This is a genomic window from Sphingomonas lacunae, from assembly GCF_012979535.1.
Classification (GTDB): domain Bacteria; phylum Pseudomonadota; class Alphaproteobacteria; order Sphingomonadales; family Sphingomonadaceae; genus Sphingopyxis; species Sphingopyxis lacunae.
Map to the genome: position 1 here is coordinate 1818879 of NZ_CP053015.1, position 13649 is coordinate 1832527.

Sequence of the window (13649 nt, forward strand, 5' to 3'; positions counted from 1 at the left end):
CCCCTTCTTTCGAGGTTCGGTCGATATGATGTTCTCGCTGTCTGCGACGACCTACGCCACTGGCGTAGGTCCGACATTTGGAATTCTTTCCGCAGTTACGTCATCTACTCTGCCGCTCGTGCGATGATACGAAATGTCGCACTAGCCCGTGCAATCAGATCGTCATCTGCGAAAATCCGAGCGTTTGCGAAGGAAAGCGTGCGGCCAAGTTTGTCCGGCCGGGCGCGCACCTCCAGCCAATGACCAATCTTCCCAACGTGCAGGAAATCGACCGCAAGATTGACGGTCAAAGCAGAGACATTCTCCATCTGAAGGATGCAGCTCAGACCCATGGCATTGTCAGCCAATGCTGATATGACGCCTCCATGGAGCAGGCCTCGTGCGTTGCAATGTTGCCTGTCGATCCTCAGTGCCAATATAAAATCTGGCCCTGATCGCTTGATATAGAGCGGCTCCCAAGGATCGGTGACCGGACTTTGCCGGAAATGCGGTTCAAAGCCGGGCGGTATGGGATGTCCCGTGCCGGTCATGACCGGTCCACAAAGTTAGTGATTGCGTCGAGGACCAGCGCTGGCTCCTCCAACTCGGGTGTATGGCCAAGGTGGTCGAAGGTCACGCTGTGCACGTCGCTATACAGCCGGGCCAGCGAATGTGCGTTACTTGCCGGATGCGAGCGGTCGGCGCTTCCCCAGATAGAGAGCATAGGCTGCGGCGGCTGGGGTAGTTCTTGCCGCTGGTCGAGGTAAAGCTGATAGGCGCTGGCCAGCGACCACATCGCACCATGTGCGAATGACCGCTCGGCACAGGAACAGAAATGCTCGACCTGTTCCCTTCGCCCGACAGACAAGCCATACCATTGCGGCATTCGACGCGGAGCCATGCGCTTCATGGTCAGCTGCCCAATAACGGGCTTGGCAAGAATGCCCTTGGGGTCCCGAGCCGCTTTCCAGATCGCGAACGCCTCTGTCCCTCCTGCCTGGATCAAGCAGAGGTGCGACGCAAGCTCAGGCATGCGGTGGGCAATATCGATTGCAGCCAGGCTGGCGGCGCATGAAAAGGCAAAAATGCTTCCCTCACCGCAGACCGCACGAATGAAAGACGCCAGGTCATCATTTGTCTCATTAAAGCCGAAGCTGTAGCCGCTTAAAGTTGCGGAGAACCCCATTGCAGGCAATTCAACCACCACCACACGAAACTGTTTGGAGAATGCCTCTACCAGCGGACCATAGACTTCGATCGTCATTGGCGGGTCGACGGTAAAGATAATCGTCGGTCCATTACCTTCGTCAAGATAGCGGTATTGCACCATGGGCGTTCGATGAAACCGGACATTGGGTGTTGCCTTGGCAGGCCAGCCGTTCCGGTACTGCTCCATTCTCTTTGCACCATTCCAAGTGTCGATGCGCGCGCCGAGACTAGATATGAAGCTTCTCATCAATTGCTGTCCTGCCTTTGGATTAACGTTAAGGTCACTAAATTTTGCCGATCAGGAAATTTGCTTGGATTGCCCTTTATCCACGGGACCACGGATTCTCGATCGATAGCCGATTGAATGGCACTCTCCATTTTGCAATAAAGCAAAACGTTTTCTTGTTTTTGCAAAGATGTATTGGTGGCCATCGACCCGCAGGATCTTAATGACCTTATCGCTATCCGCGACGCAGGAACGCTCAGCGCCGCGGCCAGGGCGCGCGGTGTTGCGGTATCCACGGTCTCTCGGCGGATTGAGACGCTGGAATCCATGCTGGGCATACAGCTTGTAGATCGTCGCGCCGATGGAGTCAGGTTGACGCAAAACGGTCTTGCAGTTGCCGAGGCGGCGGACCCCCTGGCCGAGCAGTTGTTGCGTGTGCAGCGTTTGGCGACGAGCCTTCGCAAAGGTGCCCAATCAACCCCTATACGGGTTTCCGCCACCGAATTTGTAATTTCTGACGTGCTCGCCCCTGCCTTAAACCGACTGTGGGAAAGCGGAGCAGATTTTCCGGTGCATCTTCAGTCCCAGGCCGATGTTGTCAGCCTCGCAGGGCGTGATGCCGATCTCGCCATCAGGATGGTTCGCCCTGAAGGCGCCAGCCTCTATGCGCGCAGGCTTGCTGACATCCGGCTTGGCTTCTTTGCCGCCCCAAATTATCTCGCAGGCCGTTCGCCGGACGAGATCAAACTGCAGTCAGAAAAACTGCTGATCTATGATGACAGTTATGGCCGTTTGCCCGAACTTGATTGGATCGCGCGCCAAGGCCTTTCCGATACAGTCGTAATGCGGACAGCAAGCACAAGGGGCTTGATGACAGCAGCAGAGGCCGGAGCGGGCATTGCGCTACTTCCAGCGGCCTTTGCTTCCCGTTCGGCCTCGCTTATCCCCATCCCACTGCCTGAGGCCTTACCGACGCGTCAGCCCTGGCTCATAGTGCATCGCGATCTTCGACATCTGCCGGCTGTCAAAATCGTTCAAAAGTGGATCATTTCAGCCTTTGCAGCGCTTTAGGGCCCGGTATCTCGTTACATCAGATAAGGGCTGTCACTAGCGGCTTTGGCGCTTGAACGGACGCATAAAGATCATTTAAATTCAATCACATAAACTAAGAGAGAGTTGGTTGGGGGTCGCTCTCGCACCGCCATTTGACAAATAGGGCCCAAATACAAACTCGGTTAGAGGCCTCATCTTTCTGAAAAATGGCTTATTTTCAATGCTTTCAAGCGATTTTTGGTTGGTTTCAGTCGAGAGCCTGGCAACCATTTGATCATTCGAAAAAAACGCGAATTCAAATGCCTACCATTGTGATTTTTGCGAACCACAAAATGCACCTTCAGAACGAAACGGCGAAAATCCGCCATTTTTGAGCCCTAAAAAGCTCTCCACTGAATTGTGTTCGGTACGGTTTTTGAGCCAGCCACCGTTCCTGCCTGCCTCCGGCCCAAGTGTGCGCCATTGACGCACTTTTGCGTCGAACTTAGCCAGCCCCATGACAAAGAGAAAAAGCGCCCTCGGTGGGCTGAAGGTAACCGTGACTTATGTCGGTTCTGGCAAAAGCGCCGGCAGACAGCCTCGCGTTAAAGTCCCGCCGGTGAATGTCGGGGCTCTCCGTGCGAAAACCGGATTGTCCCAGTTTGAGTTCGCCCAGAGCATTGGGGTGCCCAAAGGCACTTTGCTCAATTGGGAACAGGGCCGCCGTGAACCTACCGGGCCTGCGCAAGTCCTGCTGGCGATCCTCGCGAAGAAGCCCTCGCTGGTGAAGGATCTCTTTGCCAACAAGCATGTCTATCAACCGCAACCGGATCGAGCCTGGTCGCCTGGAGGGCCGCACCCGGATGATATGACGCCCGAGGAACGCATGGCGGAGATTTGCCAGATCTTGGGATTAGGTCTGGTGCGACTTCATCAGAAGCAGGCGATGCAGTAGGCCTTCAGGGTCTCAGCTCAAACTGAGGCTGGTATGCCGATACTTTCGTGTCGGGCATTAATGAGAGGTTGCCTATGTTCAAATTTTAGAACCGCAGCCGCGCTCCAATCTGAACTGATCGCGGCGCGCCCCCTGCATAGAACGTCGATGACAGCAGAGGTCGATCGCCGTCGATCACAGGGCCGCTAAACGGCCGAGCAACGAAGTTACCATTGGCATCGAAGGCCGTCGGTCCGAGTTGGGCCGCAGTGGCATATTGCTTTTCAAACAGGTTGCGAACCGTAGCGAACAGCGTGACCGCGCTAGCCGGACGGACCTCTACGCCGAGGTTGAACACCGCGTAAGCATCGGTCTTGCCCGGGCCGAGGAAATAGACGCCGTCAGGCTGGTGAAGATTGTTCTCGTTGCCGCGCGCATTGACCCCGGAGGCCGCAATCATATCGAGACTGAAACTGACCTGCCGAATCGGGCTCCATTGAGCTCCGGCCTTCAACAGGTGGCGTGGGATCAGCGGAATGCGGTCACCGGGACTGATGGCAATGCTGCCTTCGAAGCCCGGTGCCACAGCATCATTGGCCGAGTTGGGAGAGCCGCCAACCACTTCGGGCGAGCGGTAGGTCGCGTCTAGATAAGTGTAGCTGGCCAAGAGCGACAACGCGCCGAATGTGGCCGAGCCCTCGATTTCGAAACCTTGCCGCCGGGTCTTCCCGAAATTGCGGAAATAGCCGAACCCTGAGGGATCGTCGGTCACGAACAGGATGTCGTCGCTGGCATCGGTCCGGAACAGGCTGCCGCCGAGCGTCCACGTATCACCTCGCAGCGAAGCACGCGCTTCGATCGTCTGTGCTACCACCTGCCGCAGCGGCGGATCGCCCGCGAGCGCATTGGGCAGGCGGCACGGGCTGGCGGGGTCAGAGCAGCCTAGCTCGATCGCCGAGGGCGCGCGCGAGGCTTGCGACCATGATAGCGTGAGTTCCGCCCCCTTTGTTGGCTGCCAGGTCAGCGAAGCCGAGGGGTTGAAGTGATCGTAGACCGGATCGCTGTCGAGCGAACCGGTGCCGCCGCCGGGGGTGATACGGTCACGGTTGTGGATGGATGTGCGGTCATAGCGCCCTCCCAGATCAAGCCGCAGGCGCTTGGCCAACTGCGCGCTTTCCAGCGCGTAGATCCCGAGGCTGGCGGTGCGGCTGTGCAGGTCGACCCGCGCATCGAAAGCGCCTTCGGAATTCTGGGTCCCATCGGCAAAGGCACCGGGACCATCGACCGTGACCACCGTGCGGTCGGGTAGCAGATAGCCGAACTGCGAACGCTGCGCGAAATCGGCACGGGCATTCACGTAGGACAGGCCGAAAGTGAGGCTCTGTTCGATGCCCGCAATGGGTTCGCGCATCGCCAGTTCGCCGCCAAAGCCCCATTCGCTTTGCGTCGTCAGTGAACGGTTCGCGAGGCCGTTGCACTTCTCGTTCGGTTCCTCGTTGAGCAGGACATTGGCGATGCAGCGCCACTTGGGAAACGCCGTGTTAACCTGACTCTCGCCAGTCAGCGGAAACCCTGTATAGCCCGCAGCAGTCAGCGCGGCCCGTTCGGCGGCATTGGGCTGATACAAGCTTTGGCCCAGCGAGCCGTCGTTGACGTCGCCGTTGAAAGTCGCGGTGCGGGTGCGCCGCCAGAACGCGTTGCTGCTGAAGCTGACTGTGTCGGAGAGCGCATGGCTGCCCTTGAGATTGACCAGCCAGGCCCGGCTTCTGGTGTTGTCGGGCGCGGTGTAGATACTCGACCGGTCGGCGGCAAGCAGACGCATTTCCTGAAGGCCGTTGCCGTTGAGGTTTGTGTCGGCGAAATGGCCGGAAAGCGACAGATCGCTTTGCGCGTCGCTCCAGCCCAGTTTGGCAAAGGTGCGGGTCGCACGCGAGGGCGAAAAATCGCGCCAGCCATCCTCGCGAAAATGATCGGCGGTGATGAACCAGTTGAGGCCATTATCGGCTTGGTCGCCCCACTGGGCGTTGCCGGTGAAGCGATTGAACGAACCATAGCTTGCTTCCAGCCCAATGCCCGGATCGTTCTTGCCATCCTTGGTCCGAACCGTCAGCGCGCCGCCCAACGAATTACGTCCAAACTGTGGGGCAGAGCCTGATATTAGGTCGATTTGGGCTATGGCCGATGTCGGGATCAGGTCCCAGTTGACCACTTCGGCAAAGGGCTGGTTGACCCGCACCCCATCGAGATAGACCGACAGACCTTGCGGCGTGCCGAGCAGCGGCGAAGCCGTGAAACCACGAAAGCTTATATCATTTTGCAGGGGATTGCCCTGCATGTCGTTGACACTCACCCCTGCTGCGGTGCGGACGAGTTGATCGGCCACGCTGACCGCGCCTGAAATTTCAAGCGCCTTCGCATCAGCGACCTTAGCCTCAGCACCTCCGAGCGGACTTGCCGTGACTAAGATCTGATACTGGTCTTTTTCCGCACCAAACGCTTTGCCGGGCAGCACGCTCCAAGCAATTGATCCGAGTACGATTGCTCGCAGTGCAGTCATGGAGCTCAATTTCTTATCCTAAATACCGCTCTCACCTGACGAGGCTCGACTGGATGGATATGTCGATCTTCCGTTCCTCCGGACTGCTCTCCAGGCAACCGCGAGGCATACCAGTAGCTGATGTCCGGGTCCTTGGCATCAAACAGGTTCAACACGTCCAATCCAAGACGCACCCGGCCAGACTCCCAATAGGCTCCCAGGTTCACAAGCGTTGTTGGTTGCGATCGCTGCGAACTATCCTCGATCAGCGGAGCACCTGCAAAATGCCGCAGCCTTGCCGTTAGCGTTGTTCGAGGTGAGACTTTTGCGCTGATCCCGCCGCCCAGCACAAATGGCGTCGCACCCGGGATATGACCCTGCCCAGCATCCACACCCCGAAACCGTGCATGCGTCCAGGATGCTGTGCTGTCTAAAGTGAGCCCTTCACTTGGCCGCCAAAACAGCGCGAGTTCACTGCCAAACCGCCGCGACGCGTCATTGGGCTCCGTGGTTCCAGCATCTCCCACAAATACAAGTTCTGATGCCAGATCGAGCCAATAGCCCACTAGCGACGCCGTCAGGCGTGAACGCTCTATGCGTGCACCGAGCTCTGCGCCGCGGGAGCGTGCGAAGACTGGAACCTTATCGGCTGACGCGCCGCTCGCTGGATCCACTTGGATAGCGGCTCCGCGGACATCGTTAGAATGATATCCCTCACCATAATTGGCGTAGAGTTCGATCCCGCCACCCGCTTGCCATGCCAATGCAGCCTTGGGCGTTACGATTGCAGCCGATCCCTTCCCAGAGTTCAGCGCTAGATCAGACTTCACATCATAGGTGATAGCATCACCACGCAGGCCAAGCACGAGGCGTAGGTTGCGCGCCAATGAGAGTTCCGCCTCACCGTATAGGCCCCCACCAAATTCGTCGACTCGATCTTCGCGAACGGTGCCTACCACTTCTCCCATGACCGTATCGTAGAGCCCAACTTGGCCGATCCTGTCCCAGCGCGTGTCGGCACCAATGCGCCAGGTCACGCGGTCACCCTTGAACTCATGACGAATCGAGCCGCCAAATACGCCACGCCTGTCGGCCTGACGGAACTGATCGCCGCTCACAGGATCATCGAGAAAGTAGGTGAAATTTGAGGTCAGCTCGAGGCGCGATCCAATCGCATAGGCCGAGACACGCGTATCCCCGAATTGGCCGTTGAATGTCAGCGCGATCCGTCCAGCTCGGCCACCAAGATGAGGGTCGATAAAGCCATTGCGCGGTATCAGACCAGAGGCGATCGCGCGTTCCGGCACCTGATCGGTCGAGGTCCAGCTATTGGCATAGCCTGACAGGCCAAGTGACCAATTGACCGCTGTATATTTGAGCAACCCATTGAACTTGCGCTGCCGTTCATCAAGCACCCATGGCCCATCGGAAACGGTAGCGTCCAATGCACCGAGTAGCGAGCCGCTTGCGATATCGGCGCTCCCGGCGGCCAAGCCGCGCCAATAGCCAAAAGATCCCCCCGTCACTTCGACAATGGGACGGCCAAGCCGCGACTTTGTTACAAACCGCATCGATCCGGCAGAGGCAAAATCACCATCTGCAGCGTGGTAGGGTCCCTTTGCATAATCGATCCGCTCGACCATTTCGGGGATCAGAAAGTTGAGATCGAGATATCCCTGCCCGTGCCCATGGCTGCGCATATTGATCGGTGCACCGTCGACAAAGCCAGCGAGGTCAGTGCCATGGTCCAGGTTAAACCCGCGCAGGAAATACTGATTGGCCTTGCCTGAACCGGAATGCTGCGTAGCAATCAGGCCGGGCACATTTTCAGCCAGCTCGCCAACCCGGCTAATCGGACGATTTTCAAAGTCGGCATAGCCAACCACGCCTTCAGACCCGCTGGTAGCGATCCCGACCTGATCTATCGACCGGCCATAAACGATGATTTCGTTTTCAATGGCACCTGGGGGAGCCTCGGCAAACGCCGGCGCGGCGGGCAGAGCCAATGCAACAGACAGCCATCGAACATTGATCATGGCCCTACTGCCGCCCTTCAATCTAAGTATCATTTTAGCGCTGGTTACCAACCGATATGCCGAGCCATTTCGCCAAGCTCGCAAATCGGCGAATGATTAGCAACTCGATGAGCCACATCGCCAGCAGTGAGGCGGCAAGCAGCGGCAGAAAAGCAGCTAATACCAGGATTAGAGCTGCGATGCCCTTCAGCTTTGTCGGTGACGCCGAAGCCGGCGGAGCGCCAAGCTGCCCGTCGGGCTTCCGCCGCCGCCACATGACGAAACCCGTGATAGACAACGTCACAAGCATCAGGGCGGTTACAACACCGATAAGTTGGTTGAACCACCCGAACAGCTGACCTTCATGCCAAGCGACACCATAGCCGACCACCTGGTCGATGACGTGTTTGTCGGCAAACGTCTCGCGGGAGGTCTGATTGCCAGTCATTGGATCATAAGTCAGCGTTACGCGGAGCGGCCGGTTCTGAGTGTCAGATTGCACTGACCAGTCGGTGGTGGCCTTTCGGCCAAAGCGCTGTGGCCCACCCGGAGGGGTCACGATCACCGGGAACGGCAAGCGCTGGCTTTTCGCTTCGGCAACGATCTGGCTGAGCGAAACGGGTGTCATGGCCATGGTCATCACGGACCCATCCGGCATTACATGCGACATCGTTGGCATGGCTGGATTGCTGACCGCCATCGCGCCGTGAGCGTGATCAGCGTGTTCAGTGTCACCGGCAGGTTGACCGCCGATGGTCCAATCTTGCTGACCCTTAACCCAGCCCATTTCAGTTCGCACAGCCTTGAAGGCGCTGCCCCATACGTCTGCCCAGGGCAGCCCGGTCAGTAAGAGCACCATGGCAAGGCCCGAGACCCAGAAGCCCGTCACGGAATGCAGATCGCGCCAAACCACTTTTTTCCCGCCTGAAAGGCGTGGCCAGACCACCCCCGCCAACCCGCGTCCGCGCGGCCACCAGAGGTAGAGCCCGGTCAGGATCATGACGATTGCCCAGCTGGCTGCGAGCTCCACAATCCAACTGCCGCGCTTGCCAAGCAAAAGTTGCCCATGAATGTCGTGGGCCACCTGCATGATCCGCCGCTCGGGGTCGAGAACGCCGACCACCTTACCCTGCGGCGAAACAAAGACGTCGCGCATTTCCGGCCGCGCTGAGCCTTCGCTGGCCAGTGTGACGTGGATCAAAACGGCGTCGCTCTCGCTCTGCGGCAAGCGATAGGAATGAAGCCGCGATCCGGGAAAAGCCGCAAGCGCAGCCTTGACCTGAGCATCGGGAGAAGCGGCGTTTTCGGTTGGCAGATCACGCCAGGCTCGTTCCTCCCAGCGCTCTACCTGTGGTTTGAACAGGTAGGCCGCGCCGGTCAGGGACAGGATCAGCACCATGGGCACGACGAACAGTCCAGCATAAAAATGCCAGCGCCAGATCGTCCGATAGAGCCAGGCTCTGCTGGTCTGGTCGTTCATGACTTTACCACTTCGCTTTCAGATCAAGAACGAACGTCCGCTGCGGTAGCGGATGCGACACATAGGCCTGATCGTTGAACAGGTTATCAATCCCAGCGCCTAGTTCGAGCTGCTTGCTGAGCTGCCAGGTCACGCGGGTGTCGACTGTGAAGTACTCGGTCTGGAAACCATATGCGTCCCCGCGGACTATTCCAAAAAGGTCGGAGTTGGGACGCGATGCGTAGCGCCACCCGATCGATGCCTTGACCGGCTCAGCCACGCGATACCGAATGTTGCCGTTGGCTCGCCATTCCGGGATACGGGGGAACTGAACCCCTTCGGCGGCTGGATTGGCAGCGTTCTTAACCGTCTTTGCATCGATCCAGGCCAGGTTAGCGTCAACATCAAGGCCCTGAATCAGGATGTCCTTGGCTTCAACCATTAGCTCGGCGCCGTATTGCCGGACCTGATCGACATTCTTGTAGCTGGTGATGACCGTGCCGAACTGATTGAGGCCGCTGAAGCTGAAGATGGCATCCTTGATGTTCTGGTAGAACAGGCTGAGCGTCGTTTGAACCTTCCCGGTACCGTAACGCAGGATGAGGTTTGCATCCTCCGAGCGTTCAGCCTTCAGGTTAGGGTCGAAGCTTTGCGGATCGATGGCTTGCGATATGTCATCAAAGCGACCTTGGTAGAGTTCGCCAACCGTTGGAAAGCGCTTGGACGTTCCAAGGCTGATCTGGACCGCCAGTGCATCGCTTAGTTCACCTTGCAGGCTCAGCTTGGGACTGAAGCTGTTATCCGTTCGCGTGGGATAACCATCGTCCTTGCGGGCGCCCGAATAGACTTTCGCAATGCCGCCATCATAAGCGCGCCAGCCGTCATACCTTAGGCCTCCGGTCAGGACCCAGCTATTGCCAAGGTCAATCGCGTCTTCAAGCCACACCCCCCAGAGGCTGGTCTTGCCATAGGTTGAGGTTGAATAGGTTGGGGCAGTTGCAGCGTCCCAGTTTGTCGTCGTGAAGCTATCGGTCGAGGTCTGGTAGAGGTTGGCGTTCGCACCCAAGGCGATCTTGTGCTGGCCAAATGCGCGCTCGATCGTAAGATCCCCGGTGTACCAGCCGGGTGCGTTGACGAGAGACTGCGTGCCCTGTCCCAGCGCAACGCCTGTGGCATAATCCTTCGAAGTGCGGGTGTCCCACTTGGGGATCCAATATCGCGAGAGGTTTAGAGACACATCCCAGCCGGCAGCAGGGCCCGCCAGCTTGAGGCCGGCCAGATATTCGGTTCGGCGGGTCTTCGACATGGTGAGGCCGGTTGCATTCCAGACTCTGCCGCCGAAGCTGACCTTACCCTGATAGACCGGCGCAACAGTACTGGCGTTCACCAGCCAGCTTCGCGGGTCAGTCAGATCCTGCCTGGTCAACCAGACCATGCCCAGCGCGTCGATTTGCCAACCGTCCGCAGTCGCGTAGCCAATGCGCAGTCGGGCCTGATCTTGGGTCACGTCAACGGGTGAGGCGGCACCAAACACCGGCGTGGCGAGACGTGGGTCTTCATAGGCTCCGGTCACGGCTGTGCCGGTGCCGGTTGTGGCAGTCAGCAGGTTATAGGTCATCGACTGGCCGGTGTTTTCAAAATGGCGGCCAGAAATCCGCACCGACCAAGGGCCATCTTTCTGCTTCCAGTTGACGCCGCCTTCCAGGCTGTAGCCCTTGAAGGTCTCGTCAAAGCCATATTCCTTAAACGGCATGATCATGGTTTGCGCCGTCGCATAGGCCCCAGTTTCTTTAGGCTCCTGGGTCGTCACAGAGATCACGCCGCCCATCGAGTTGCCGCCATACCGCGCAGAATAGGGACCATAGACAATGTCGAACTGGCGCACTTCGGCCGGGCCGACGACATTCCACTTGGGCGGAAAATCCCACCGGTTGCCAAGGAAGTTGGATACGACAAAGCCGTCGACCATGACGATCGTGCGCGCGCTCTGGATCGTATTGGCGCCGCGCAGTGCAACCACCGCGTTATCATCGCCCGCAAACCGCTTGCGAACGAAGAAGTTCGGCGCGTACTTCATAAGGTCTTCGACATTGAGCGCGTTGACTGCGTCGAATTCCTCCTGCCCCAGCGAGACGGAAAGCCCGCGTGGGACCACGGTGATGGGAGCGTCCTTCTGGCCTACCACTAGAATTGTTGACGCGTCTGCGGCTGCATCGGCTGAGGAGGCGGATTCTTCTGCAAAGGCAGTTGTGGAACTCAGTGCTACCGCCAGTGCAATCATCGACGACTTAATTGAAATCTTGGGCGAGATCGCCGCATTAACTTTAGACATGATAAAACCTGTTCACTGTGACGCCTGATCATCCGAACCGGATGTCAGACGCGCGCGAAGGCAAAGCCTGAGCGCAGGTCAGCAGCGAACGTGGTGTTTGTTGTCCGCTGCGCGAGCTTAGCTCAGCGCAGGCGGGCCTTGAGATGGCGGCGGCGGGGCAGCAAGACGGCTGATTGTCAGATCAGCAATGGCCGTCCCAACGAAGATGGTCAGGCCATAAACGAAGGGGAGAATAGTCGGCAACTCAGCGCTTGCCAGTAGACCATGGCCCAAGCCCGCAGCGAAAACGCAAGGGCTATCAGCGGTGCGCTGCTGCTTTTCGCCAGGGAGCTTTTTGCCGAGGTCAATGGTGACCGTTTTGCCGCTCATGCCAGAGCAGAGTTCGACGACCAGACCTTGGGAGCTGACCGTCGGCATAAAGCCGGTCGGGATCAGAACGCGCAGGGAGAGCGCGAGCAGCACAGCAATCGCAAAAAGCGACTTCCCTGCCTTCGAATCTCGGGCCCATGCGTTCATGGGCAGGGTCGGTAGCGTAAGAAAGTTACGCTGTCACCTTTTCAGCCGAACCCCTCATTGCGAGCTGCACTCTTGGTTGCGAGAGCATATGCAGATGGGAGCCAAATGCTCCGTCATGAGATTCGAAATTTCACTACGGTTGATATATTTCAATAGCTTATGCCCCAGAGAAGGTTCGACGCCGGTCGACTGCCCCCCGCCAGCACAATAATTCGAATCCAGCCCATATCGGCTGGTATTCTTAGATGCCGGTTGCGCCTCAAGCTGAAGGACGGTTACGGCGAAGCGAACGGGGCTTTGACCTTTAGTCCAAGGCTCCCGCAGCGCGGTTGGTCCAGCCGCTGATCTGACCTGACAGGCATTGGCCAGTGCGGGCATCGAAACGGTATCCGTGCCATGGGCAGATCATCACGCCGTGAGCATCGGGTTCACAGTCGAGCGGCAATCCCTGATGCGGGCAGGCCAAGGGTACATCAATAATGGAACCGTCAGCCAGCGCCACCTGGCGCCTGGATTTGTGGAGTTTGGCGCCTTCCTTGAGCGCACGGGCGCGGTGAATCATCTTGGGTTCGTCTTCGTCGATCAGTTGATTCCACAACGTGGCATAAAATTCGCCCGCGGCCGCGATGTCGAGACCGGGATGGTCTGGAACGAAGAAGCGCAGCCGCATGGTAGTGCGTTCATCGCCTGCTGGTAAGGTCCGGCACGTCGTCCTACCGATTTCGTAACCTTCCTCGTCAAAGGTCCTGTTGCAATAACCCAGCCGGTCTGCGTCCAGAGTAACAGTCATTCGCAGTGCCTGCCCGCCACGCAGCACAACCCGCGCATCCCACCCATTGCGATCAGCGTGATTGAGGGCAATGCTTTCAAAAGCAAAGGCGTGGACATGGGGCAGATGCTCCCAGTCCAGTTCATCCTCTATCACCCGGACAGCGCTGGCCCGGACTTCGCGCACCAATTGGCCGACTTCAATCATCATAATGATGCTTTTCCCGACCCCTTGATGGACCCGCTCGCCTGAGCAGACAAGCCCGCAAGGTCAGAGCGGGCCGCCGCCTGCTATCCATGGCGGGGTTGATGCTGCATTCGGGCAGGCCAGAGTATTGCTGATTCCAGCTTTGGCCATTTCGGCGAGCACCGTGACCGAGAAGAGCCGGGGCAACTGTGTCGGCAATGCGAGAATGGAAAGGCGCAACGTGCCCAACACTCAAAGGCGCCAGGTCCGAGAATGGACAGGTATAATCGAGGTTTTTCGAAGCAAAACTGGAGCGGGCGAAGGGATTCGAACCCTCGACCCCAACCTTGGCAAGGTTGTGCTCTACCCCTGAGCTACGCCCGCTCTGGCGTGTCGGAAAGACGGGGCCGATGGCCACCGCCGGGGACAGGAGGCGGCCAATAGCGGCATGGTGCG

Annotated in this window: 10 protein-coding genes and 1 tRNA gene; 2 read left to right on the forward strand and 9 right to left on the reverse strand. The window is 58.2% G+C overall.

Annotated features, from left to right (window positions below):
* Positions 1 to 104: 104 nt before the first annotated feature.
* Together GV829_RS08820 and GV829_RS08825 are read right to left on the reverse strand one after the other, a co-directional pair.
* The gene (locus GV829_RS08820) at positions 105 to 530 is read right to left on the reverse strand and encodes a PaaI family thioesterase (protein ID WP_169945901.1); all 426 of its coding nucleotides are present in this window, start codon (positions 528 to 530) and stop codon (positions 105 to 107) included.
* Positions 527 to 1435: an alpha/beta fold hydrolase gene (locus GV829_RS08825; protein ID WP_169945903.1), complete on the reverse strand. Its 909-nt coding sequence runs from the start codon at positions 1433 to 1435 to the stop codon at positions 527 to 529. Before GV829_RS08825 ends, GV829_RS08820 begins: the two co-directional genes overlap by 4 nt.
* Positions 1436 to 1612: 177 nt before the next feature.
* Between GV829_RS08825 and GV829_RS08830 the strand changes: the two genes are divergently transcribed.
* Both GV829_RS08830 and GV829_RS08835 read left to right on the forward strand, forming a co-directional pair.
* A complete protein-coding gene (locus GV829_RS08830; protein WP_169945905.1) occupies positions 1613 to 2485 on the forward strand; it encodes a LysR family transcriptional regulator in 873 nt (290 codons plus the stop codon).
* A gap of 478 nt (positions 2486 to 2963) precedes the next feature.
* Positions 2964 to 3401 carry a helix-turn-helix domain-containing protein gene (locus GV829_RS08835; RefSeq protein WP_169945907.1) on the forward strand — a complete coding sequence of 146 codons (438 nt, stop codon included), beginning with the start codon at positions 2964 to 2966 and terminating at the stop codon, positions 3399 to 3401.
* A gap of 85 nt (positions 3402 to 3486) precedes the next feature.
* Here the strand turns inward: GV829_RS08835 and GV829_RS08840 are convergent, their stop codons facing one another.
* The 7 genes from GV829_RS08840 to GV829_RS08870 all read right to left on the reverse strand — a co-directional run bounded on the left by GV829_RS08840 (position 3487) and on the right by GV829_RS08870 (position 13577).
* Positions 3487 to 5937, reverse strand: a complete 2451-nt coding sequence (locus GV829_RS08840) for a TonB-dependent receptor (RefSeq protein ID WP_169945909.1) — start codon at positions 5935 to 5937, stop codon at positions 3487 to 3489.
* Positions 5938 to 5942: 5 nt separating this feature from the next.
* Positions 5943 to 7973 carry a TonB-dependent receptor gene (locus GV829_RS08845; RefSeq protein ID WP_246202792.1) on the reverse strand — a complete coding sequence of 677 codons (2031 nt, stop codon included), beginning with the start codon at positions 7971 to 7973 and terminating at the stop codon, positions 5943 to 5945.
* Between the two features lie 13 nt (positions 7974 to 7986).
* Positions 7987 to 9411, reverse strand: a complete 1425-nt coding sequence (locus GV829_RS08850; protein WP_169945911.1) for a PepSY-associated TM helix domain-containing protein — start codon at positions 9409 to 9411, stop codon at positions 7987 to 7989.
* A 4-nt stretch (positions 9412 to 9415) separates the two neighbouring features.
* A complete protein-coding gene (locus tag GV829_RS08855) occupies positions 9416 to 11722 on the reverse strand; it encodes a TonB-dependent receptor (protein ID WP_246202794.1) in 2307 nt (768 codons plus the stop codon).
* Positions 11723 to 11839: 117 nt separating this feature from the next.
* On the reverse strand, positions 11840 to 12238 hold the full coding sequence (locus GV829_RS08860; protein WP_169945913.1) for a hypothetical protein: 399 nt from the start codon (positions 12236 to 12238) through the stop codon (positions 11840 to 11842).
* Between the two features lie 304 nt (positions 12239 to 12542).
* The gene (locus tag GV829_RS14260; protein ID WP_212612116.1) at positions 12543 to 13217 is read right to left on the reverse strand and encodes a Rieske (2Fe-2S) protein; all 675 of its coding nucleotides are present in this window, start codon (positions 13215 to 13217) and stop codon (positions 12543 to 12545) included.
* A gap of 285 nt (positions 13218 to 13502) precedes the next feature.
* Positions 13503 to 13577 (reverse strand) — tRNA-Gly (locus GV829_RS08870).
* Between the last annotated feature and the right edge of the window lie 72 nt (positions 13578 to 13649).